Here is a 22,630-nt window from a genome sequence, read left to right as displayed (position 1 = left end):
GAGCTTTGAAACTAAAAATGCCCTCCAACTAGGAGGGCATTTTCGTATGGGGTTTAGCCTTGTAACTTACTCTTAATTAGCTTATCCAGAGAAACCAAGCCCGGTCCCCAGACTATGACGTTGAGAATCATCAGACCCCAAAGCTGATGGTCGTAGAAGCCTTTCTCCCATAGCAGCGGGTAGGAAACGACGGCGATGATATTGAATACGAACAAGATGGCCGCCATTGGGCGGGTCAACAGGCCGAATGCTAAGAAGGCAGACAGAATAAGCTCGGCGGCGGTACCCATGTAAGCCGCTAATTGCCAAGGTAAAATCGGCACCTGATATTCGTACTCAAATAGGTACAAAGTACTGTCCCAAGAGGCAATTTTGGTCAGGCCAGAATTGAAAAAGACCCAAGCAACCCAGAGTCGACAAAACAGTAGCAGCAGAGGCACAAAGACACATTGGGCTTTATCGACTAAGGCGTCGTAGCTCTCGCTCATGTTTTTTATTGCGTTAGACATAGTAACAATCCTTATTCTTATTGGGCGAGAGAAAACCCAGAAATTAACTGGTTCTCCAGTAGTACTCCCAGATAAGGCAGGTGTGTTTCCGGGATTTCCCCTAGCGTGTAACCTGAGCTGAGATACTGAAGCAGTTCAAAAGGCAGCTGTTCGAGTGACATAGTCCAACATTGACCGTCGGGTTGACTGATGATCACGCCATATTCAGCCTGATTGAGCGTCAGCTGTTCGAAATCATTATTCTCAATGGCCAGACGCAGCGAGTACACCGCGTAGGGCGAATGAAAAGGTAAAGTGCCGGGCGAAAGATGAAAATGGATGCAAGGCTGCTGCTGTTCTGCGACTTCCGCTAGGCGAGCAATTGGCAAAATATCCTCTGGTGTTTTGAAACCCCATTGAAGCTGTTGAGAGATGTCGATTTGCCATTCAAAACGTGCCACATCTGCAGCATAAGGCGCCGCTTCAACCACGGCAGAGAAAGCTTCAATGGTAGTCGCGAAATGTTCACCATAGTAAGTCACGTCACCAGAGCGAAGAGGGTGGTTGAGCACATGCTGACGAGCTAATTGTTCAAAGCACTCTTCACCCACCAGCGTCAGCACCATAGGGTAAGTCGCCTGAAGTACTTCACTTAAGCTGATGATGAAGTTGTTGCGGTAAATCTGCATTCGTTCGTCGGCACTGAAGGTATCAGAGCAGATATCACAGATATCACCCGTCGCCTGATAGTGCAGAGCACTGGCGAAATTTTTCTGTAGTTCTGCTAGAGATTGAGTCATGACGCCTCTCTCCCCTGCAACGCGTCAAACTGAATCAGCCTTTCACTGGCTTTATGGCATTCTGCCAGTAACATGTCAGGCTGAGGAATATCCAGATCCCATTCAATCAGCGTATGGCGCGGGCCGTGAGTCGCCAGCCATTGTTCGTATAGCGTCCACACTTCATCAGAAACAGGCTGACTGTGGGTATCAATCCAGATTTCACCTTTTTCCAGTTTCTTAATCGTAAAGCCTGCCAAATGAATTTCATCGACTTTATCGGCTGGAATCGCGTTGATGTAGGTCTGGCTATCGAAATCGTGGTTAAAGGCGGAAACGTGAATATTGTTGAGATCAAGCAGTAGTCGGCAGTCGGTGCGCTTTTGTACTTCAGCCAGAAATTCCCACTCGGCAATCGTAGAGTGAGCAAATCTCACATAGCTCGAAGGGTTTTCTATCAGCATTGGGCGCTGAATATAATCCTGAACTTCGATGACATTGCGGCAAAACACTTCCAAGGCTTCTTCTGTATAAGGCAGTGGCAGAAGATCATTGAAATAGTGGCCACCATTTTCACTCCAGCTGAGATGATCGGAGACCAAAAATGGGTTGACCTCATCAATGAGCGATTTGAGTTGTTTAAGGTGCTTGGGATTGACTCTTTCAACGCTGCCCAGCGATAAACCAATACCGTGACAGCTGATCTGGTAGTCATCCATCAGTTTGCGCAGGCTTTGTCTAGCTGGTGAGTAGGGCTGAAAGTAGTTTTCACTGTGGATCTCCAGCCAAGATAAGGCGGGCTTATTGTCAGTGAAATAATCGATATGAGGAGAGCGCAGTCCTACACCCACCTGGTCGTGGTAGTTGTCCTTATTCACGAACTCTTCCTATGCGAGTAAAACAAAAATAAAGGCGACCGGGTTGAGCCTAGGTCGCCTTATCCAATCTATTAAGAAGACTGAGTGCTACCGCCAGCTAGCTTGCCACATAGTCCTTTAGGAACGACTACGAAGGCATCTTTCTGGTTATCTTCTTTTGCAGTACCTGCACAAGAACTGGTTTTGGTTGCACAATCATTTTTACCTGCTTTTGAAACGCCGTAGCATTTCTCTTTCTCTGCAGCAACAGCCGGTGCTGCAGTGAGCATTGTGCCACCTAGAGCTAGTAGACCAGTAACAGCAGCAGTAACAGCAAGATTAGACTTTTTCATAGTAATTTCCTCAGACTTTTCCTTTCTTAGTGAATACCCAAGTAATCTCCGTCAAAGCGGTTCTTTAGAGGTCACTTGGGTATTTTTCACAAGCTAATTCATCAACTTGCTTAATTAAAAGGATAGAAAAAGCGCAAATAAACTTTCAGAAAAATAATAAAAAAACACTCTCTTATTACTTTTGTATATTTAAGGTTATGTTTTTTAAAGGAAATGCAACATAAAAAATTTGTGTTTTTTCTTCTGAAATAGGCAGGGTGTTTAGGTTATAATCGATTTTCATGTATAGATAACCAGTAGCTGAACTCATAATGGATCCTTCATTACTTCTTGACGGCCTTAACGATAAGCAGCGTGAAGCTGTTGCCGCTCCACTTGAAAATTTACTTGTCCTAGCGGGCGCGGGGAGTGGTAAAACCCGGGTGCTGGTGCACCGTATCGCTTGGCTGATGTCGGTGGAGCAGACATCTCCTTTTTCCATTATGTCGGTGACGTTTACCAATAAAGCCGCAGCGGAAATGCGAGGCCGTATTGAAGAGCTGATGATGGGCAGCGCTTCTGGGATGTGGAACGGTACCTTCCATGGTATCTGTCATCGCATTCTGCGTGCGCATTACCTTGATGCCAAGTTACCGGAAGATTTTCAGATCATCGATAGCGATGATCAGCAAAGGCTGTTGCGCCGTCTCATCAAAGCGCAAAATCTGGATGAAAAGCAGTGGCCAGCGCGCCAGGTGAGCTGGTGGATCAACGGCAAGAAAGACGAAGGCCTGCGTCCAAATCATATTGATGCTTACCACGACCCTGTGACCAAAACCTATCTGCAGCTCTATACGGCTTATCAGGAAGCGTGTGACCGTGCGGGTTTGGTCGACTTCGCTGAAATTCTTCTACGTGCTCATGAGTTGTTGCGTGATAACAAGTTTATCCGCGAGCACTATCAGGCACGCTTTAAACATATCTTGGTGGATGAGTTTCAGGATACCAACAACATTCAGTACGCCTGGCTGCGAATGATGGCTGGTCCAGAGTCACACGTGATGATTGTCGGAGACGATGACCAGTCTATATATGGTTGGCGTGGCGCTAAGATTGAAAACATTGAGAAGTTCACCCGCGAGTTCCCAAGTGTAAATACCATTCGTCTGGAGCAAAACTACCGCTCGACCAAAACTATTCTGGAAGCTTCCAACACTCTGATTGCCAATAACACAGAGCGTATGGGTAAAGAGCTATGGACTGATGGTGTCGAAGGTGAGCCCATCTCGGTTTACTCTGCTTACAATGAATTGGATGAAGCACGCTTCACAGTCAACAAAGTTAAAGAATGGCAGGAAAAAGGTGGTGCACTGAATGATGCTGCCATGCTTTATCGTAACAACGCCCAGTCTCGTGTACTGGAAGAAGCGTTAATTCAGGCCGGCTTGCCATATCGTATTTACGGTGGCATGCGATTCTTCGAGCGTCAGGAGATCAAAGATGCGCTGAGCTATCTACGCTTGATGGCGAACCGCAATGATGACGCGGCGTTTGAGCGTGTGGTTAATACGCCAACACGTGGTCTCGGGGATAAAACCCTAGAGACGATTCGTTTCGCGGCTCGTGATCGTGGCTGCACTATGTGGGAAGCCAGTGTTGCTTTGTTGGATGAAAAAGTCTTGGCGGGCCGAGCGGCGGGTGCTTTGGGCCGTTTTGTTGAGCTGGTTAATGCATTGGAAGATGATACCTGTGAAATGTCACTGCATGAACAGACCGACCACGTGATCAAGTACTCTGGTTTGTTTGCCATGTACGAGCAGGAAAAAGGTGAGAAGTCCAAAGCACGCATTGAGAACTTGGAAGAGCTGGTAACGGCAACGCGTCAGTTTGAAAAACCGGAAGAAGCGGAAGAGATGACCTTGCTTACGGCATTCCTGACCCATGCTGCGCTAGAGGCGGGTGAAGGTCAGGCCGATGAATTCGACGATGCGGTGCAATTGATGACCTTGCACAGCGCGAAAGGTCTAGAGTTCCCATTGGTGTTTATGGTCGGCGTCGAAGAGGGCATGTTCCCAAGCCAGATGTCCGCTGAAGAAGCCGGGCGTTTAGAAGAGGAACGTCGACTTTGCTACGTGGGGATGACACGGGCGATGGAGAAACTCTACATCACTTACGCAGAGATGCGTCGCTTATACGGTCAGGACAAATACCATAAACCATCGCGCTTTATTCGCGAATTGCCAGAAGGCTGCTTAGATGAAGTGCGTATGAAAGCGCAAGTCAGTCGCCCGGCAAGTTCGGGGCGCTTTAGCCAGACTGTGGTCAAAGAGAGCTTCAATGAAACGGGCTTCAGCCTAGGCGCAAGAGTGATGCATCCTAAGTTTGGTGAAGGGACGATCATCAATTTTGAAGGTAGCGGTCCACAGAGCCGAGTTCAAGTCGCTTTTAATGGTGAAGGCATTAAGTGGCTGGTGACGGCTTATGCCAAACTGGAAAAGATGTAGATTAGAGAGATGTTTCAGAGGATGGCTCTTTGACTCGACTACATCGAGCCTGCTCCTGTGCATAGGAAGCCAATGTTCAGGGGCAAAAACTGAAGAAAAATAGATAAAGAAAAACCCCGAGGGCTTGCGCCCATCGGGGTTATAGTCTTACTCGCAGCAATCCGGCTACTAGAAGTGCTCCATGCATCAAATCCTTGATAGTATGCTGACGTCCTTCAGCTTAGTCCATTCATCGCCATCCTAGCGGTGTCCTTGACCCTATCCTGGTCTGCTAACAATCCTCGTTAGCTCACTTCGCTTGTTCCTTGAGCGGTGTCCTTTTCATCATCCTGATGATAAGTCCTTTCCTCGTCCAGAGGTGTCCATTTCCCATCCTTAGTAGCAACCATCCTAGTTACTATTGAGTCCGTTCAATGTCCTATTCGTTATCCTTGCCGATTGTTCATCCTGAGCAACCGTATCTTCTTCCTGAAGATTACCAAATCCGTGGTAATTCCTGTTCCGTGTCAGCATCCTTCCGACAGGTTTAATATTACGTTTTTGACGGTTTTCAGCAATAGCACAGATTTTGACTTATTGAATAAAAGTTTGGTTAAAATTAGAACGTCTTCTTTTATTACAATGACATACGCATAATAAGTTGTAATCTTCTCACTAAAAAAGCTATTTTTGCTCACCAGCCTGTAAGAGATCTCGCACAAGCTGGTGAGCAGATCGACGCTATTGGCCGATAGCGGCACCTTCGCGTCTTGGGTCCGCGGCGCCTTCTAATTCATTATTTTTGAATAGAATCGCGTGTAAGCCAGAATTCAAGTCACGAATATTCACTTCGAAGCCCATTTTCTCCAGCTCCGATTTGAATTTTTCTGCCTCTGTACCTTGCTCAATATCTAATGTACCGAAGCGATTCAGTAAGTGTGGTTGGTTGATGGCTTGTTGAATATCCATATCCCATTGCGTGTGAGCAATGATCGCTTGGGCAACATAGCCAATAATGCGGCTGCCACCCGGAGAACCGATCGCCATATAAGGTTTGTCGTCTTGCATGATGATGGTCGGTGCCATTGAGGAGCGAGGGCGTTTGCCCGGCTCTAAGCGGTTTGCGATAGGGTAGCCATCTTTGTGGGTACGGAACGAGAAGTCGGTCAGCTCGTTGTTGAGCAGGAACCCATTGGTCATCAAGCGTGAACCAAACGCGTTCTCAATTGTGGTGGTGATCGACACCACGTTGCCCTCTTTATCAACCACATTGAAGTGGCTGGTAGATGGCAGTTCGATGGACTCATCACGGCTTTGGTGCTGAGCGTAGTTCCAAGGTGGTGTGCCCGCTGGTGCTGACTCCAGTGCTTTCCCCGGAGTGATCAGTTTCGCGCGCTGCTTAAGGTAGTCTGAGTTGATCAAACCTTGAGTTGGCATAGGGACAAAATCTTCATCGGCCATGTACATGCCACGATCTGCAAAGGCTAAGCGTGAAGCATCGGCGATAACTTGCCAGGATTTAGCGTTATCAGGGCCCCAGTTTTTGAGATCAAACTGCTCTGTCATCGCCAGAATCTGACCCACGGTAAGGGCGCCAGAACTTGGTGGACCCATTCCACAGATGTCGTAGCTTTGATAAGTGGAACAGACAGGTTGACGCTGTTTGATTTGGTAAGCATCAAAATCAGCTTGTGCCAGTACGCCCGGGTTGCCAGCGGCTGACTGAACGGTGTTGATAATATCGCTTGCAATCTTGCCCTGATAAAAGGCCTCCGCACCACCTTTGGCGATGGCTTCGAGTGTCGCTGCATATTCAGGGTTCTTAAGTAATATGCCTTGCTGTTTGGCAGAGCCATCACTATTAAAGAAATAGGCTTTTGTGGCAGGGAAACGCGACAGGCGCTCTGCATCTTTCTCAATTAAGGTTGCTAGACGAGGGCTGATAGTAAAACCGTTCTTAGCGATTTCGACCACAGGATCAATTAGCTTTTTCCATGCAAGCTTGCCGTATTTCTGATGAGTATCCCACATCAGTTTTACGGTACCTGGTGTACCAACAGAACGGCCACCCACGACGGCGTCGTAAAACTGCATTGGTTCGCCATTCTTATCTTGGAAAAGGCGAGGGGTTGCGGCTAGAGGCGCGGTTTCACGGCCATCATAAGTGGTTAACTGCTGCTTTTTAGCATCCCAGTAAACCAAGAACGCGCCGCCACCAATCCCTGAGGACTGCGGTTCAACCAGACCCAGCATGAGCTGAGTGGTGACCATAGCATCGATAGCGTTACCGCCTTGCTTGAGGATATCAGCGCCCGCTTGTGTCGCTAGCGGGTTGGCGGCGGTGACCATCCAGTCTTTGGCCTTAACCAGTTGCTTTTGTTCTAAGCCACTACTGTGTTCTGGGGCAACTGAATCGGCAGCCTGATTCGCGGCAGCACCAACGGACGTTAATAATAGGCACGTCGTTAGGAAAGTACGTTTCCACTGCATCTTGTTCTCCTTGTTATTTATGCAGCGACAAGAGTGACAGTGGAGTAACTTTGAGTCTAAGGATTTGTTATGAAAATGTAATCTTGAATCAAATTTTAGACACTTGAGAGCAGGGCAGACAGGGATTGCCACAAAATGCTCAGGCCGATAAGGGTGAATAGGACGCCACAAAGGCTATCGATATATACGGCCAGAGAATGAATTTTTCGCTGCATACGTTGAGTTGATAAGGCCCAAGCAAGAAATGAGAACCACAGTAAAGACAGCCCCCAAAGAATAACCAACGCCATTCCTTTACCGGTTAATGACATACTGGCTGGCACTAAGCTCGACATCAGGCTGACAAAGAACACCAACGCCTTTGGGTTGAGGATGTTAGTGGCAAAGCCGCGCGAGAATGCTTGACGCTTGTTGCTTAGTAATAAGCTGGTTTGAGCAGGCGGCTCGTCGTTTTGCTTGTTATTACGTAGTGTTGACCAACTGGCCTTGAGTGCGCCGTAGCCTAGGTAGAATAAGTAACTACCGCCAGCGAGTTGCAGCACCGCAAATAAAGTCGGCTGCTGGTGAACAAGGTAGCTGACGCCCGTTAGGCTCAGTACAGAGTGAAGCAGAATGCCAAACGACAAGCCAAGCGCAATGTATAAGCCCGTCTGGCGGCCATAACGTGTTGCGTTTTGTACCACGAGCGCGAAATCCGGCCCAGGGCTCATTAAAGCGATAAAGTGTACAGTGGCTAACGTGGCAAGAATGGTCAGTTCGTTCATGGTAAGGCTCTTTAATAATTGATGACCGGATTGTGCCCTGTTCGAAAGCACAATAATTGTAAATTATCGGCACTGAACCTTAGAAGGGGGAACACCATAAGTGGCTTTAAACGCTTTGCTGAAATGGGCTTGGTCGTAGAAACCAATCTGGTGCGCCACTTCGGTACCGCAGACACCGCTTTTGAGCAGTTTAAACCCCTGCTCTAAGCGCAGGCGGCTCAGCCAGGCGTAAGGTGTCAGACCTACTTTGGCTTTGAAGTGGCGCTGGAATTGCGTTGGGCTGAGGTCACATAGCTGGGAGAGTTGTTCAAGTCTGACCGGCTGCGCCAAATTTTCCATCAGATAGTCTTTTAACGTTGAGACTGACTGATTACCTAGCGGGACGATAGGCTTTTGCTCCAAAGCACCATAATGAGTGAAAAGATGTTCAAAGCCTTCATAAGGCAGGCAGTCTTTCGCCAGCTGACTCAATTGGTTATCGGCTAATGCACTGTGCAGCTGAGCGAGAGGGTTGAAGATTCGCGAATTGGAGACAATCAACTGATTGAATTGGATCTGAGCATTGTTTTGCTTCAGCTCGGCTAATTCACTGAACCACTCCGGTTCGACGGAGAACACACGCACTTGATAGCCGCTGTCGAGCATTGAGCGCCCATCATGCAGTTCATCCGGTGGCATGATGACGATTTGACCGGCACCAACATTGTGGCTCTGACCTTGATAATGGAATTTTTGCTGGCCATGTGTGATCAACCCGATATGAAAATCAAGATGATAGTGGCGCTGAAAGGCAAACTTCTGATAGTTGGCTTCAATCAGGCTAATCTCTTTATTTTGTGTCGTGTGATAGTTGACCTGGTCCATAAAACAAAAAAGCTTGGTGAAACTTTCACCAAGCTTATATCGGCTGTGTCACATTGTCTTGTAAAAAACGATCACTTTATCGTTGCGATTTTTCGTGATTGTTTATTGGTCTTAAGCCCGTCAAAGCTAAATACCATGAGTGCGCCCCAGATAAAGGCAAAGGTAATGGCTTTATCTGTGGTAAAGGCTTCGCCATATACCAGTACTGCCAGTAATAACATCAGGCTTGGGCCAATGTACTGAAAAAAGCCCAAAGTGGAGAGCTTAAGACGGGTAGCAGCCCCAGTGAAACACAACAGCGGTAAAGTGGTGATGACGCCTGCGGAGATCAGCAGCAGATTCAGGTTCATCGGGTTCGCTGCAAAATCGGAAGTGGAAGAGTCAGCAATCCACAGTAAATACACCGCGGCGGCAGGTAGCATGATCAAAGTCTCAATGAATAAGCCTGTTTGGGCATCTAGGCTGACTTTCTTACGTAATAGTCCGTAAAAACCAAACGTCAGTGCCAGAGCAATGGCGACGGTGGGGACTGAACCAAAAGCGATCAACTGAACCATGACACCGCAAGCCGCAAGTGCAACGGCAAACCATTGTAGCTTGCGCAGTCTTTCGCCTAAGAACAACATACCGAGCAGGACATTAATCAAGGGGTTGATGTAGTAACCGAGGCTGGCATCTAACATGTGATTGGTATTCACTGACCAGATGAAAATTAACCAGTTTACCCCGACGAGAAGTGAGGTAGAAACCAGAAATAGCATTTTGGTTTTGGAGCGGATCACATCGCGCACACCACGCCAGCGACGGCCAACGTGCAGTAACACGGCCAGTAAAACAAAAGACCACACAACGCGGTGACCTAAGATTTCAAACGGTGAAACTTCACTGATGGTTTTAAAATAGATCGGTGCAATCCCCCACATGGTGTAGGCACCGATGGCGAGAAGGACGCCTTGCCGTGCTCTCTGTTGCTCTTCTGCTGTCATTGACGTTTACTCAAAGGGTGATTTTTCAAAATGAAGCATCCAGTATACGAATGAGTCAGTTAATCACCTAGCAATTTGCGGTTTTATTCATATCGTAACACTACTACAATGTGCCCTTTGCTTTCCTCCACTCTTGGCGCTATCGAGATATCAATGACCGCGACGCTGCTTGCTGAACAATCTGACCCTTCACTGACACCACAAAGCGTACTTGAGGATGTGTTTGGTTATCAGTCATTCCGAGACGGCCAACAGGAAGTAATCGATGCCGCTGTTGATGGACAGGACAGTTTAGTCATCATGCCGACGGGTGGCGGTAAGTCACTCTGTTATCAGATCCCAGCACTTGTCCGTGATGGTCTAACTTTAGTGATTTCGCCGCTGATTTCATTAATGAAAGATCAAGTCGATCAGCTTAAAGCCAATGGTGTGGCGGCGGAGTGTGTCAACTCAGCTATGCCTCGTGAAGATTTGGTTTTTGTATATAACCGTATGCGTTCAGGTCAGCTTAAACTGGTGTATGTGTCACCGGAGCGTGTCTTGATGCGTGACTTTCTCGAACGCCTTGAAAGTCTGTCGCTGTCCATGATCGCCGTTGACGAAGCACACTGTATCTCCCAGTGGGGGCATGACTTCAGGCCGGAATACGCTTCACTAGGGCAAATAAAACGACAGTTTCCTCATGTGCCTTTTATGGCGCTGACAGCAACGGCCGATGATGCAACACGCAGTGACATCATGCACCGTCTTCAGCTCAAAGACCCACACATCTATTTGGGCAGTTTTGATCGCCCTAACATCCGCTACACCTTAGTGGAAAAGCACAAACCGATTTCTCAGGTGATCCGGTTTCTCGATACACATAAAGGCCACTGTGGCATTATTTATTGTGGTAGCCGCAAGAAAGTCGAGATGGTGACAGAAAAACTGTGCAACAACCATATACGTGCGGCCAGTTATCATGCTGGGTTGGAGGTTGATGAACGTGCCTATGTGCAAGAAGCGTTTCAGCGTGATGATATTCAAATTGTCGTCGCGACTGTGGCGTTTGGTATGGGGATCAACAAACCCAACGTGCGCTTTGTGGTTCACTTTGATATTCCGCGCAACATTGAATCCTATTATCAAGAAACTGGTCGTGCAGGTCGGGATGCCTTACCTGCGGAAGCGATGATGCTGTATGACCCAGCGGACATCAGCTGGCTAAGGCGCATGTTGGATGAAAAAGACGACGGGCCACAAAAGCAGGTTGAAGCGCATAAGCTCAATGCGATGAGTGCTTTTGCTGAAGCGCAGACGTGCCGCCGTCAGGTGTTATTGAATTATTTTGGTGAGTACCGTGAGCAGCCTTGTGGCAACTGCGACATCTGTTTGGACCCGCCCAAGCATTTTGATGCCACCGAGCAGGCACGTAAAGCCTTGTCTTGTGTCTACCGGGTTAATCAGAGCTTTGGTATGGGTTATGTGGTTGAAGTCCTGCGCGGAATGCAGAATATCCGCATCCGTGAAAATGGCCACGACAAGCTCACTACCTATGGTATTGGGCGTGAAAACAGTCACGATTACTGGGTGAGTATTTTCCGTCAGTTGATCCATAAAGGGATGCTGTTCCAGAACATTACTCGCAACTCGACCTTACAGCTTACTGAGGAAGCGCGCCCACTATTGCGTGGAGATACCGCTCTTGAATTAGCCGTGCCTCGTCTGGATACCGCCGCAAGAGCGGCTAAGTCCGACAAACTCACCAGTAAAAACTACGACAAAAAGCTGTTTGCCAAGTTGCGTAAGTTACGCAAAGCGATTGCCGATGAAGATGGCTTACCACCGTACGTGGTATTCAGCGATGCCACCTTGATTGATATGGCGGAAATTTTGCCAACCTCTTATGGTGAAATGCTAGCGGTCAATGGAGTAGGGCAACGTAAGTTAGAGAAATACGCGGATCCATTCTTAGATTTAATTCAGGAGCACATTACTCATCATGGTTGATTCAGGGCAACAAACGGAATTTGGTTTACTTGAGTATCAAGCGCAAGAAGGTCGTATCATCATTCGAGCCCCACGCTTTGATTTTGATAGTTTTCCTCAACTGGCTGATAAGCTGATTACACTCCTTTCTGCGTCTGTGATTGAAAAGCAATGGGATGCTGACATTCACTCATGGTTGATTGATTTTGAAGGCTGTCAGCTGTTTCTGAAGTCTGAGCATTACAGCGAAAGTATCTGGTTGGAAGCTCTGAGTATAGATGCCAGCAAAGAAGAGTTAGATTACCTAGCGGGCCTGTTTCAGCGTGGATTTTAGCTAGGTTAACGATTGCGTAAAACCTGCCTATTGCGACTCATATTGGTTAATGTATAATCGCCCGCCGCGATATTTGTCGTGTTGGAGGTTTTTGCAATGTAATGGCTGAGTGTCAGTTTGCAGAAACGGCACGACTTAAATATCACATTGATTTTTCATTTTACATTGTTGGTCAGAGTCCTTCCGTGGCTTGGAAGTGATTCGATTTGGGTTCCCTCACCCCCAAACCAAACTAAAAAGGTATCGCATGAGTAACTTTACCCCTGCGCAGCAGCGCAAAGCCCTTTTCTTATTAGTCCTGTTCCACCTGATCATTATTGCATCAAGTAACTATCTGGTTCAGCTTCCGTTCACCGTGTTCGGGTTTCATACCACTTGGGGCGCTTTCACTTTCCCGTTTATCTTCCTAGCGACCGATTTGACGGTGCGGATTTTTGGCGCGCAACTAGCTCGTAAGATTATCTTCTTGGTGATGCTGCCAGCTCTTGCGGTGTCTTACGGCCTATCTGTCCTCTTCTATGAAGGCGCATTCCAAGGCTTTAGCCAATTAGGCGAGTTTAACTTGTTTGTGGCACGAATCGCGATTGCGAGTTTTATGGCTTATTTGCTGGGTCAGATTTTGGATGTGCACGTATTTAACCGTCTACGCCAGCTAAAGCAGTGGTGGGTTGCCCCAACGTGCTCAACCTTATTTGGTAATGCGCTCGACACCATCGCGTTTTTTGCGATTGCGTTTTACCAGAGCCCTGATCCATTTATGGCCGAGCACTGGACAGAAATAGCGCTGGTGGATTATGGATTCAAACTGGTGATCAGCTTAGGTCTGTTTGTGCCTATGTATGGTGTACTGCTGAATTACTTGGTTAAGAAACTCACTGCCGTTAATCCTGACTTTAAAGTGATTGGCGCTCAGTAAGTGTGAATCAAAACAAAGCCCGGTAGAGAATACTCTGACCGGGCTTTTTATTGGGCTTGCTACTTAGCAATGATATTCAAGGGCCAGCCAATATCACTTTGGCGGTTGGCTTCAATTTCTAACTCTGCGGCAGTTAGAGGGTTGGCTTTCAGCCATTGTTCCGCGATAGTCAAAGTTAGCTTATCACCTTGAGATTGAAGAGTGATGCTTGGTTCTAAATCTGGGTTGCGACGATGAGTGAGAAGAACCGCCAAACGCAACAGGCGCAGGACTCGTTTGGCACTGTTTCCTGACAGCGCATGTTGCTCTGGCAGAGAAGTCAGTTGTTCGCGATAACGACGTGATACTTCACCAAGGAAGTGCTTTTGTGCTCGGGTATAACCCGGTAAATCAAGGTTTTGTAGCAGGTAGGCACTGTGCTCACCGCCTTTCTTGAAGTCAATCGTCAGACCGATTTCATGCAGCTTCGCCGCTGTCTCTAGCAATACGCTGCCCTGAGCTTCTGTAATCCACTCGGCTTCACATTGCTCAAGTAATTTACTGGCTAAAGTAGCCACTTGCTCCCCGTATGCGGTATCAATCTGGTAGCGGGTTTGAACACTGGCAATTGTACGAGCACGAATGTCGTCTTGCTTGAGTTCATCGACCATTTCATACACTAGACCTTCGCGTAGTGCGCCGCCAGCCAGTGTCATCGAATCAATTTCAAGCAGTTCAAAGATAGCGATGAGAATCGAAAGACCGCTCGGAAAGACTAATGCGCGTTCTAGCGTTAGCCCTTCGATTTCCAGTTCTTCCAAATGATCCGCCAGCATGGCTTGTTTTTGCAGACGTTTGAGTTTGGCGTGAGTAATGACCTCGTCCATACCTTGCGCCAGCATAATTTCCTGCAAAGCCTGAACCGTACCAGAAGCACCGACACACACGTCCCAACCAATTTGAGTGTATTGCTGAAGGATAGGTCTCAGCGTTTCTTTAGCCGCTTCTATCGCATGATTAAAGTTGGTTACAGTTAGCTGGCGGTCTTTGAAGTGACGTTCTAGCCAAGTAACACAACCCATTTTCAGGCTGGTCAGTGCTTTAGCTTCAAAACCTTGACCAATAATCAATTCGGTACTGGCACCGCCAATGTCGACCACCAAACGTCGTCCGCAGCCACCTGATGTGTGGGCGACCCCTTTATAAATGGTCGCGGCTTCCTCCTCACCGCAGATAACGTCAATCTTGTGGCCGAGAATCTGATTCGCTTTCTCAACAAAGACATCCGCATTGGTTGCGGTGCGCAGTGTAGCGGTACCCACAATGCGAATGTGTTGAGCTGGGATATCCTGAAGTCGCTCGGCAAAGAGACTCAAGCAGTCCCACCCGCGTTGCATGGCCTCTTGGCTTAACGCATTATTGCTATCTAACCCTGCGGCAAGACGAACCTTACGTTTGATTTTGGCCATAGTTTGAACGCTGCCATCAATATGACGCACAACGAGCATGTGAAAACTGTTCGACCCGAGGTCGATGGCAGCGTAGAGTGGAGAATAAACTGCTTGGCTCATAGACGACTTAAGAATCCTTTTGCTGACGTTGACGAGAGCGGTTGTGGTTACGACGGTTGCCTGAGCGTGAGCCACCAGTATTAGTGCGACGTTGCTGCGGACGGTTAGAGCGCAGACGTAACGGTGCTGGTAGGTCTTCAATCAAAGCACTTGGGTCGTAGTCAGACACTGGAATCGTGTGTTCAATATACTCTTCAATTGGCGGAAGGTTAATCGCATAATCTTCACACGCGAAGCTGATTGAGTGACCACTGGCTCCTGCTCGACCTGTACGACCGATGCGGTGTACGTAATCTTCGCAATCGTCAGGTAGGTCAAAGTTAAATACGTGAGTCACTTGAGGGATGTGGAGACCACGAGCTGCCACGTCTGTCGCCACTAGCAGGTCAACTTCACCTTTAGTGAACTGCTCTAAGATGCGTTCGCGCTTCTTCTGTGGTACATCGCCCGTCAATAAGCCTACGCGGTGGCCATCAGCGGCTAGGTGACCCCATACGGATTCACATTTGTGTTTGGTATTGGCAAAGATGATCGCGCGCTCTGGCCACTCTTCTTCAATAAGAGTTTGTAGCAGAGACATCTTGTGTTCGTTAGACGGGTAAAACAGCTCTTCCTGAATGCGGTGACCGGTTTTGACTTCCGGTTCCACCACAACGTGCTCTGGGTTGTGCATATGTTCGAAAGCCAGCTCTTGAACACGGTATGACAGTGTTGCTGAGAACAACATGTTCAAGCGCTCTTTGGGTTCAGGCATACGGCGGAATAGGAAACGGATGTCTTTGATGAAACCAAGGTCGAACATGCGATCGGCTTCATCAAGCACAACCGCCTGAATATTGTTCAGGTTGAAGACTCGTTGCTTATAGAAATCAATAATGCGACCTGTAGTGCCAATGAGTACATCGACGCCTTGCTCAAGCTTCGCCAACTGCTTGTCGTAGCTTTCACCACCGTAAGCTAAAGCTGCTTTGATGCCTGTGCTTTGGGTGAGAGGTTCTGCATCGTTGTAAATCTGAATTGCCAGTTCACGGGTCGGTGCCATGATGATGGCACGTGGTTGCGTTGGTTTACGACCCTCGTGCTCTGGAGTGTTCAGCAAATGGTTAAAAGTAGCCGTCAGGAAGGCAAGGGTTTTCCCTGTACCTGTTTGAGCCTGACCTGCGATGTCTTGGCCGGTGAGCAGTACCGGCAACGCCAAAGCTTGAATTGGGGTACAAAACTCGAACCCTTTTTTCTCCAAACCTTCAGTAACTTGGGGGTGTAAACCCAAATTGGCGAACTTTTGCTCTGTGATATGCGTCTTTTTCATGGCTATAGAATATCAGCTTAAGCTTGCAATACGAAAGTAAATACATTCCAATAGGGCATCTAAATACTGGTTATCATCCAACCAGTTCCGAAAAAACACATTGGAGTGGAAGATGAGTGATAAGATTTTGCAGCTAACTGATGACGGTTTTGAAGCCGACGTACTAAACGCTGCAGGCCCGGTTCTTGTTGATTTTTGGGCAGAATGGTGTGGTCCTTGTAAGATGATTGCTCCTATTTTGGACGAAATCGCCGACGAGTACGAAGGCAAACTCACTATCGGTAAACTGAATATCGACCAAAACGCAGGTACTCCACCGAAATTTGGTATTCGTGGTATCCCAACGTTACTACTTTTCAAAGATGGTAGCGTGGCAGCGACGAAAGTAGGTGCTTTATCTAAGACTCAACTAAAAGAGTTTTTGGACGCGAACCTATAAATAAGTTGTTCAGATAAGACCGTACATTGGCCTCAATGTGCGGTTTTGTTTTTGAAGGCTAACAAAATCTAGACTAGGCTAGTATTTAGTGCTAATTTATCGCACGTTAAATAAACAAGTATCTCTTCTTGGTCGATCCTGTGACCAAATTCATCTTAACTAAATAACAGATCCTATTTTGACTAAAAAAGTATCCACCACAATGAATCTAACAGAACTGAAGAACAGACCTGTGTCTGATCTTGTCAAACTTGGCGAAAGCTTGGGCCTTGAAAACCTGGCACGTCTAAGAAAGCAAGACATCATCTTCGCCATCCTTAAAGCACATGCAAAAAGTGGTGAAGATATTTTTGGCGACGGGGTTCTGGAAATACTTCAAGACGGTTTTGGCTTCTTGCGTAGTGCAGACAGTTCTTACTTGGCAGGTCCAGACGATATCTATGTCTCTCCGAGTCAAATCCGCCGTTTCAACCTTCGTACTGGCGACTCGATTGCCGGTAAGATTCGTCCACCAAAAGACGGCGAGCGTTACTTTGCTCTGTTGAAAGTTAATACAGTTAATGATGACAAGCCGGATAACGCACGTAATAAGATTCTATTTGAAAACTTAACGCCACTGCACGCCAATGAGCGTATGGTGATGGAACGTGGTAACGGTTCGACAGAAGATATTACAGCTCGTGTTTTAGACCTAGCCTCTCCAATCGGTAAAGGTCAGCGTGGTCTAATCGTGGCTCCGCCAAAAGCGGGTAAAACAATGCTGCTGCAAAACATTGCTCAAAGCATTGCTTACAACCACCCTGAATGTGAGCTAATGGTACTGCTTATCGACGAGCGTCCAGAAGAAGTAACCGAGATGCAACGACTAGTTAAAGGTGAAGTGGTTGCGTCAACGTTTGATGAGCCAGCGTCTCGCCACGTACAAGTTGCTGAAATGGTGATCGAGAAAGCGAAACGCTTGGTTGAACACAAAAAAGATGTGGTTATCTTACTTGACTCTATCACTCGTCTAGCTCGTGCATACAACACGGTAGTTCCTTCATCAGGTAAAGTTCTGACTGGTGGTGTCGATGCAAACGCCCTACATCGACCTAAGCGCTTCTTCGGTGCTGCACGTAATGTAGAAGAAGGTGGTAGCCTGACGATTCTAGCAACGGCTCTAGTTGATACTGGTTCTAAGATGGATGAAGTTATCTACGAAGAATTTAAAGGTACAGGTAACATGGAAATCCACCTGAACCGTAAGATCGCTGAGAAACGAGTTTTCCCTGCTATCGACTTCAACCGTTCAGGCACTCGTCGTGAAGAACTTTTGACTAAGAATGAAGAACTTCAGAAGATGTGGATTCTGCGTAAGATTGTTCATCCGATGGGTGAGATCGACGCGATGGAATTCCTAATCGATAAGCTAGCAATGACTAAGACCAATGATGAGTTCTTTGATGCTATGCGTCGTCAGTAAGAATTTGTGATTCCAAACGCCATCGACATTGTCGGTGGCGTTTTTGTTTGCATTCTCATTTGATAGGGCTCACAATGAGCGAGAATGTTAAGAGGAGGTTAACATGCAACAAGGAATGTTGTCGTCGGTTCTCCTATGCACATCTTTATTGATTGGAGCGCCAACGGTTGCTGCGATGGAAATGCATCCAGACAAAGCCGAACAGTTACTTCAGGATCAGCAGATTCACTACAAAGTCGCTGAACTTCTCCAATACGCTGTCGAAAATAATATCGACTCGCTCAACTTCGCTCTCGAAAGACTGTCGCTTCCTCAACAAGAAGTGGCTCGCTACCTTTTACTCAAAAAAATTGAAGACCAAAATGTCATCTTGACACCGAAAATGGCTTTATTCGTTGAACAGCAAAAAGCCATGGTTCCGACCTATCAGGTGTTGGAAAGAGGCGATGGTTATGAATTTTCTGTTCCTGCGTTTAATTATCCGGCAATAGCCAGTCGGTTGCTCAAGCAGTGGCACCAAGATCAGTCCACGCTCGATTTTGTTCTGAGTGCCGAGCGCGGTGAATTGGAACTGAAAAAGTGGCTGTCTGGTAGTGATTACCAGGTACAGGCTCGGGAAGCATTACTCATCCGTGAGTTGGACAGCTTATCACCTGAGGCGGTTGATAATTTAGTCGTTCAGTTGACCGGAGAAGCGGTTACCAGCTGGTTACCCTCTTCTCAAGTCATGGTTCGTTTAGCTCAGGTCAGTGAAAATCCAGAAGTCTATAAACTCCTTTGGTTGATGCGAGCAGATTTCCACAGCGAGTCGGAGCTAAGCCGATTAGCTAAGGTGGGTGATGTCTTTGCAGTGAACCAGATCATGCACGCTGCTCATAACCCCAGTCTTAAAGAGCAAGCCATTAAAGAGTTGACTCGAATTAAACCCATGACTGAAGAAGTGAAAGCCTTCTTGATCGATAGAATGGCGATTCGTGATGAGGCCTCCATGGTGGCCACGGAATTAGCCAATCAGGGTTATTCCACTTGGCTAGAAGAGCTTGCTAGCCATAATCAAAAAGTACGCAGCAGCGCGATTTTGAACGTATTATCACAATAAAAATAACCTTAGTGAAAAGAGGGATCGGAAGATTCCTCTTTTTGTTATACTGCCTGCACTTTAACCAGTCACAGAAGACCTATGAGTTTTAAGGATTTACGCGACTTTATCGCTCACCTTGAGCAGGAAGGGAAGCTTAAACGCATTTCCGAGCCTGTCGATCCACATTATGAAATGACAGAGATTAGTGACCGTACTTTACGTGCAGGTGGCCCGGCATTGTTGTTTGAAAATCCCATTGGCTACGATTTACCTGTGCTGACCAACTTGTTTGGCACTCCTGAGCGGGTCGCGATAGGTATGGGGCGCGAAAACGTCAAAGATCTGCGTGAAGTGGGTAAATTGTTGGCTTATCTCAAGGAACCCGAGCCACCACGTGGTTTTAAGGACGCGTTAGAGAAACTGCCTGTTTTTAGACAAGTCTTGAACATGCCTGTCAAAAGGCTACGTAAAGCTGCGTGTCAGGAGATTGTCTGGCAAGGTGACGAGGTTGACCTCGATAAAATCCCGGTGATGAGTTGTTGGCAAGATGATGTGGCACCTCTGCTTACGTGGGGGTTAACCGTGACTCGAGGTCCTCATAAAAAGCGCCAGAATCTAGGAATTTACCGTCAGCAGAAAATTGGTAAGAACAAGATCATCATGCGTTGGCTAGCGCATCGTGGTGGAGCCCTTGATCTGCGTGACTGGATGGAAACCAACCCGGGAGAACCCTTCCCTGTTTCAGTCGCATTTGGTGCTGACCCAGCCACCATATTAGGCGCGGTAACACCAGTACCAGATACCTTATCTGAGTATGCGTTTGCGGGCTTGCTTCGTGGCAGCAAAACTGAAGTGGTTAAATCTGTAAGTAATAATCTTGAGGTGCCTGCTAGCGCAGAGATCGTGCTTGAGGGTTACATTGACCCGAATGAGTATGCGGACGAAGGGCCTTATGGTGACCACACTGGTTATTACAACGAAAAAGAAAAACACCACGTCTTTACCATTACTCACATTACCATGCGTAAGGACCCGATCTATCACAGCACCTACACAGGGCGTCCGCCAGATGAACCTGCTGTATTGGGTGTTGCGTTAAATGAAGTGTTTGTTCCTATTCTGCAAAAGCAGTTTCCTGAAATAGAAGACTTCTATTTGCCACCAGAAGGCTGTTCGTACCGCATGGCGGTGGTAACAATGAAAAAGCAATACCCAGGGCATGCTAAGCGAGTAATGATGGGGGTATGGTCTTTCCTTCGCCAGTTCATGTACACCAAGTTCGTTGTAGTGTGCGATGAAAGTGTCAATGCGCGCAGTTGGGATGATGTCGTGAAGGCCATGTGTGAGCATATGGAACCTGTTCGCGATACCTTAATGATTGACAACACGCCTATTGATTCTCTCGACTTCGCCTCACCGGTTGTAGGGCTTGGCTCTAAGATGGGCTTGGATGCAACGATTAAATGGGATGCCGAGAAGGCTTCTGACCCAGAGTTAACATCCGCAAGCCAAACAGCGATTACGGATGAGCAGCTACAACAACTTCGTCAGGCATTTCCGGAAATTGTTGATATTGCTTTACCAGAATCTGCTGGCGCCGATCGCTTCATGGTGGTATCGATGAAGAAAACGCACGCGATGCAATCGAAAGCGGTGCTTAATGGTGTGTGGGAGTTTCTCAAGCAGTATACGGATGCCAAGTTTGTTATTCTCTGCGATGATGACGTCAATGTGCACGATTGGAATGACATTATCTGGGCGATCACCACCAGAATGGATCCTAATCGTGACACCGTACAAATAGAAGCAAAAGAAGGTCGCAGTTCTAAGTTAGGTTTGGATGCGACCAACAAGTTTGAGGGAGAAGTCCAGCGAGAGTGGGGCATCCCAATCAAGAAAGATTCTCAGTTAGTTGCGCAGGTCGATGCAAAATGGAGTAAGCTGGGAATATTATGAGCCATTTGGTGACCTTGCAGCCGCAGAATATACAGTTCGATGTGCAGGTAGGGGAAACGGTATTGGAAGCTGCGCTCAACAATAACATCAGCTTCCCAAACCGTTGCCAAGTGGGAGCGTGCGCAGCGTGTCTGTGTCGGAAAATAGAAGGTCGAGTCACTTACCAGCTTGAGCCAATGCTCACAGAGAAAGAGCAGCAACAAGGCTGGGTGTTTGCTTGTCAGGCCTTCGCAGAAAGTAATTTGGTACTTACTTTTGAGGAGTAAGTAAGAGGAATAACATGACCATCCAATGTAAAGTAAAGTCTATTGAGCCGTTAGCTTGTAATACCCATCGAATTCTGTTGCATCCAGAGACGCCTGTCAGCTTCAAAGCTGGCCAGTATCTAATGGTTGTGATGGGAGAAAAAGATAAACGTCCATTCTCTATTGCAAGCAGCCCTTGCCGTCATGAAGGCGAGCTAGAGCTTCACATTGGTGCAGCAGAGCATAACGCGTATGCTCTTGAAGTTGTCGAAGCGATGCAAAGCGCATTAGAAAATAATGGTGACATCAGTATTGATGCGCCTCATGGTGATGCGTGGGTTAAAGAAGAGAGTGAACGTCCACTACTTTTGATTGCTGGTGGTACAGGCTTTAGCTATGTGCGTTCGATATTGGATCACTGCGTAGCTCAAAATAAGACCAATGAGATCCACCTTTATTGGGGTGGCAGGGATGAACGCCAACTATATGCTAAGGACGAACTGGATGGTATCGCAGCACAGTTCAGCAACGTGCATTTTATTCCAGTAGTAGAAGAAGCGGTTTCTGACTGGCAAGGCAAAGTTGGAAACGTACTTCAAGCCGTCAGTGACGATTTTGATTCTCTTGCAGAATATGACATCTACATTGCTGGACGTTTTGAAATGGCGGGTGCAGCTCGTGAACAATTTACCCAGAACAAAGGTGCCAACAGCGATCGTATGTTTGCTGACGCGTACGCATTTATTTAAAACTGAATGAAATAGATAAAAGAGGGTTTTTTGCCCTCTTTTTTGTTGTTTTGAACACATTTTCAACGAACGGTGAGTTTTTTCAATTTTTTTTGATAAAGGGCTTGCGCTATCAGAAGGACTCCCTATAATGCGCATCCACTGACACGGCAGACGCCACAAGGCTTCAGCAGTGTGAGAGAGGTGAAAAGCTTCTGAGAAAATAAGTTTGAAAAAGTGTTTGACTCTTCAAATTATCTCGCTAGAATGCACCTCCGCTTTGAGAGAAAGTTTCTTGAAAAGCACAGCTCTTTAACAATATAAACCTATCAATCTGTGTGGGCACTCGTTGATGATAATCCAAATAGATACTTCGGTATCAATTTAGGTTTCAATGAAACGAAGTGACCATTGAGTCGCAAGACTCAGCACAGTCAATTCAAACATTACTTATGTAATGTTCAGTATTCATTGAGCCGACAAAATCTTAAATTGAAGAGTTTGATCATGGCTCAGATTGAACGCTGGCGGCAGGCCTAACACATGCAAGTCGAGCGGAAACGAGTTRTCTGAACCTTCGGGGAACGATAACGGCGTCG

21 protein-coding genes are annotated in these 22,630 nt (G+C 47.1%); 10 read left to right on the top strand and 11 right to left on the bottom strand.

From position 1 onward, the window contains the following. Window positions 1-53 precede the first annotated feature (53 nt). The 5 genes from L1D31_RS19585 to L1D31_RS22625 form a co-directional block, all read right to left on the bottom strand. Window positions 54-509 carry a DoxX family protein gene (locus L1D31_RS19585; RefSeq protein WP_239838698.1) on the bottom strand — a complete coding sequence of 152 codons (456 nt, stop codon included), beginning with the start codon at window positions 507-509 and terminating at the stop codon, window positions 54-56. Between the two features lie 17 nt (window positions 510-526). Next, window positions 527-1,288, bottom strand: a complete 762-nt coding sequence (locus tag L1D31_RS19580; protein ID WP_239838697.1) for a DNA-binding domain-containing protein — start codon at window positions 1,286-1,288, stop codon at window positions 527-529. Continuing rightward, on the bottom strand, window positions 1,285-2,145 hold the full coding sequence (locus L1D31_RS19575) for a DUF692 domain-containing protein (protein WP_239838696.1): 861 nt from the start codon (window positions 2,143-2,145) through the stop codon (window positions 1,285-1,287). The genes L1D31_RS19580 and L1D31_RS19575 overlap by 4 nt, the downstream gene beginning before the upstream one ends. A 71-nt stretch (window positions 2,146-2,216) precedes the next feature. Beyond that, on the bottom strand, window positions 2,217-2,477 hold the full coding sequence (locus L1D31_RS19570) for a DUF2282 domain-containing protein (protein WP_006957632.1): 261 nt from the start codon (window positions 2,475-2,477) through the stop codon (window positions 2,217-2,219). A gap of 175 nt (window positions 2,478-2,652) precedes the next feature. Then, complete coding sequence (locus L1D31_RS22625; protein ID WP_275666183.1) at window positions 2,653-2,787, bottom strand: hypothetical protein; 135 nt, start codon at window positions 2,785-2,787, stop codon at window positions 2,653-2,655. Here L1D31_RS22625 and uvrD point away from each other — a divergent pair. Continuing rightward, the gene (uvrD, locus tag L1D31_RS19565) at window positions 2,786-4,960 is read left to right on the top strand and encodes a DNA helicase II (RefSeq protein ID WP_239838773.1); all 2,175 of its coding nucleotides are present in this window, start codon (window positions 2,786-2,788) and stop codon (window positions 4,958-4,960) included. The two genes, L1D31_RS22625 and uvrD, sit on opposite strands and share 2 nt — an antisense overlap. Window positions 4,961-5,680: 720 nt before the next feature. On the opposite strand, the gene ggt is transcribed toward uvrD, so the two are convergent. The 4 genes from ggt to rarD form a co-directional block, all read right to left on the bottom strand. Further along, window positions 5,681-7,429 carry a gamma-glutamyltransferase gene (gene ggt / locus L1D31_RS19560; protein WP_239838695.1) on the bottom strand — a complete coding sequence of 583 codons (1,749 nt, stop codon included), beginning with the start codon at window positions 7,427-7,429 and terminating at the stop codon, window positions 5,681-5,683. Window positions 7,430-7,524: 95 nt separating this feature from the next. Beyond that, window positions 7,525-8,193 (bottom strand): LysE family translocator, encoded by a 669-nt coding sequence (locus L1D31_RS19555; RefSeq protein WP_038514407.1) that lies wholly within the window; start codon window positions 8,191-8,193, stop codon window positions 7,525-7,527. 63 nt (window positions 8,194-8,256) lie between these two features. Continuing rightward, the gene (locus L1D31_RS19550; RefSeq protein WP_239838694.1) at window positions 8,257-9,057 is read right to left on the bottom strand and encodes an AraC family transcriptional regulator; all 801 of its coding nucleotides are present in this window, start codon (window positions 9,055-9,057) and stop codon (window positions 8,257-8,259) included. Between the two features lie 71 nt (window positions 9,058-9,128). Continuing rightward, complete coding sequence (gene rarD, locus L1D31_RS19545; protein ID WP_239838693.1) at window positions 9,129-10,043, bottom strand: EamA family transporter RarD; 915 nt, start codon at window positions 10,041-10,043, stop codon at window positions 9,129-9,131. Window positions 10,044-10,196: 153 nt separating this feature from the next. Here rarD and recQ point away from each other — a divergent pair, with 153 nt between their 5' ends. The 3 genes from recQ to L1D31_RS19530 all read left to right on the top strand — a co-directional run bounded on the left by recQ (window position 10,197) and on the right by L1D31_RS19530 (window position 13,261). Continuing rightward, entirely contained in the window at window positions 10,197-12,032 is a 1,836-nt protein-coding gene (gene recQ, locus L1D31_RS19540; protein ID WP_239838692.1) for an ATP-dependent DNA helicase RecQ, read from the top strand. After that, the gene (locus tag L1D31_RS19535; protein ID WP_239838691.1) at window positions 12,025-12,345 is read left to right on the top strand and encodes a DUF3630 family protein; all 321 of its coding nucleotides are present in this window, start codon (window positions 12,025-12,027) and stop codon (window positions 12,343-12,345) included. Before recQ ends, L1D31_RS19535 begins: the two co-directional genes overlap by 8 nt. Before the next feature lie 247 nt (window positions 12,346-12,592). Further along, a complete protein-coding gene (locus L1D31_RS19530; protein WP_239838690.1) occupies window positions 12,593-13,261 on the top strand; it encodes a 7-cyano-7-deazaguanine/7-aminomethyl-7-deazaguanine transporter in 669 nt (222 codons plus the stop codon). A gap of 59 nt (window positions 13,262-13,320) precedes the next feature. Here L1D31_RS19530 and gppA read toward each other — a convergent pair whose 3' ends face one another. Together gppA and rhlB are read right to left on the bottom strand one after the other, a co-directional pair. Further along, window positions 13,321-14,811: a guanosine-5'-triphosphate,3'-diphosphate diphosphatase gene (gene gppA, locus L1D31_RS19525; protein WP_239838689.1), complete on the bottom strand. Its 1,491-nt coding sequence runs from the start codon at window positions 14,809-14,811 to the stop codon at window positions 13,321-13,323. A 7-nt stretch (window positions 14,812-14,818) separates the two neighbouring features. Next, a complete protein-coding gene (gene rhlB / locus L1D31_RS19520) occupies window positions 14,819-16,120 on the bottom strand; it encodes an ATP-dependent RNA helicase RhlB (RefSeq protein WP_239838688.1) in 1,302 nt (433 codons plus the stop codon). 112 nt (window positions 16,121-16,232) lie between these two features. Here rhlB and trxA point away from each other — a divergent pair, with 112 nt between their 5' ends. The 6 genes from trxA to fre all read left to right on the top strand — a co-directional run bounded on the left by trxA (window position 16,233) and on the right by fre (window position 22,052). After that, window positions 16,233-16,559: a thioredoxin TrxA gene (gene trxA / locus L1D31_RS19515; RefSeq protein ID WP_239838687.1), complete on the top strand. Its 327-nt coding sequence runs from the start codon at window positions 16,233-16,235 to the stop codon at window positions 16,557-16,559. A 202-nt stretch (window positions 16,560-16,761) separates the two neighbouring features. Next, the gene (rho, locus tag L1D31_RS19510) at window positions 16,762-18,021 is read left to right on the top strand and encodes a transcription termination factor Rho (RefSeq protein ID WP_004745495.1); all 1,260 of its coding nucleotides are present in this window, start codon (window positions 16,762-16,764) and stop codon (window positions 18,019-18,021) included. A gap of 103 nt (window positions 18,022-18,124) precedes the next feature. Beyond that, the gene (locus L1D31_RS19505; RefSeq protein ID WP_239838686.1) at window positions 18,125-19,120 is read left to right on the top strand and encodes a hypothetical protein; all 996 of its coding nucleotides are present in this window, start codon (window positions 18,125-18,127) and stop codon (window positions 19,118-19,120) included. 81 nt (window positions 19,121-19,201) lie between these two features. Further along, window positions 19,202-21,058: a 4-hydroxy-3-polyprenylbenzoate decarboxylase gene (ubiD, locus tag L1D31_RS19500; protein ID WP_239838685.1), complete on the top strand. Its 1,857-nt coding sequence runs from the start codon at window positions 19,202-19,204 to the stop codon at window positions 21,056-21,058. After that, complete coding sequence (locus L1D31_RS19495; protein ID WP_239838684.1) at window positions 21,055-21,324, top strand: 2Fe-2S iron-sulfur cluster-binding protein; 270 nt, start codon at window positions 21,055-21,057, stop codon at window positions 21,322-21,324. Before ubiD ends, L1D31_RS19495 begins: the two co-directional genes overlap by 4 nt. Window positions 21,325-21,338: 14 nt before the next feature. Continuing rightward, window positions 21,339-22,052, top strand: a complete 714-nt coding sequence (fre, locus tag L1D31_RS19490) for an NAD(P)H-flavin reductase (RefSeq protein WP_239838683.1) — start codon at window positions 21,339-21,341, stop codon at window positions 22,050-22,052. Window positions 22,053-22,630 lie beyond the last annotated feature (578 nt).

It is taken from the genome of Vibrio sp. Isolate23 (assembly GCF_022398095.1).
GTDB lineage: Bacteria > Pseudomonadota > Gammaproteobacteria > Enterobacterales > Vibrionaceae > Vibrio > Vibrio coralliilyticus_A.
Note: the sequence above shows the minus strand (reverse complement) of the source record. Positions and strands in the feature narration are given on the sequence as shown.

Bases quoted from the DNA above. Each gene is read 5' to 3' on its own strand.
- L1D31_RS19505 (WP_239838686.1), top strand. From the start codon at position 18,125: ATGCAACAAGGAATGTTGTCGTCGGTTCTCCTATGCACATCTTTATTG.
- rhlB (WP_239838688.1), bottom strand. From the start codon at position 16,120: ATGAAAAAGACGCATATCACAGAGCAAAAGTTCGCCAATTTGGGTTTA.
- L1D31_RS19550 (WP_239838694.1), bottom strand. From the start codon at position 9,057: ATGGACCAGGTCAACTATCACACGACACAAAATAAAGAGATTAGCCTG.
- L1D31_RS22625 (WP_275666183.1), bottom strand. From the start codon at position 2,787: ATGAGTTCAGCTACTGGTTATCTATACATGAAAATCGATTATAACCTA.
- ggt (WP_239838695.1), bottom strand. From the start codon at position 7,429: ATGCAGTGGAAACGTACTTTCCTAACGACGTGCCTATTATTAACGTCC.
- L1D31_RS19495 (WP_239838684.1), top strand. From the start codon at position 21,055: ATGAGCCATTTGGTGACCTTGCAGCCGCAGAATATACAGTTCGATGTG.
- L1D31_RS19535 (WP_239838691.1), top strand. From the start codon at position 12,025: ATGGTTGATTCAGGGCAACAAACGGAATTTGGTTTACTTGAGTATCAA.
- fre (WP_239838683.1), top strand. From the start codon at position 21,339: ATGACCATCCAATGTAAAGTAAAGTCTATTGAGCCGTTAGCTTGTAAT.
- ubiD (WP_239838685.1), top strand. From the start codon at position 19,202: ATGAGTTTTAAGGATTTACGCGACTTTATCGCTCACCTTGAGCAGGAA.
- L1D31_RS19580 (WP_239838697.1), bottom strand. From the start codon at position 1,288: ATGACTCAATCTCTAGCAGAACTACAGAAAAATTTCGCCAGTGCTCTG.
- L1D31_RS19555 (WP_038514407.1), bottom strand. From the start codon at position 8,193: ATGAACGAACTGACCATTCTTGCCACGTTAGCCACTGTACACTTTATC.
- rarD (WP_239838693.1), bottom strand. From the start codon at position 10,043: ATGACAGCAGAAGAGCAACAGAGAGCACGGCAAGGCGTCCTTCTCGCC.
- L1D31_RS19530 (WP_239838690.1), top strand. From the start codon at position 12,593: ATGAGTAACTTTACCCCTGCGCAGCAGCGCAAAGCCCTTTTCTTATTA.
- L1D31_RS19585 (WP_239838698.1), bottom strand. From the start codon at position 509: ATGTCTAACGCAATAAAAAACATGAGCGAGAGCTACGACGCCTTAGTC.
- L1D31_RS19570 (WP_006957632.1), bottom strand. From the start codon at position 2,477: ATGAAAAAGTCTAATCTTGCTGTTACTGCTGCTGTTACTGGTCTACTA.
- recQ (WP_239838692.1), top strand. From the start codon at position 10,197: ATGACCGCGACGCTGCTTGCTGAACAATCTGACCCTTCACTGACACCA.
- trxA (WP_239838687.1), top strand. From the start codon at position 16,233: ATGAGTGATAAGATTTTGCAGCTAACTGATGACGGTTTTGAAGCCGAC.
- rho (WP_004745495.1), top strand. From the start codon at position 16,762: ATGAATCTAACAGAACTGAAGAACAGACCTGTGTCTGATCTTGTCAAA.
- gppA (WP_239838689.1), bottom strand. From the start codon at position 14,811: ATGAGCCAAGCAGTTTATTCTCCACTCTACGCTGCCATCGACCTCGGG.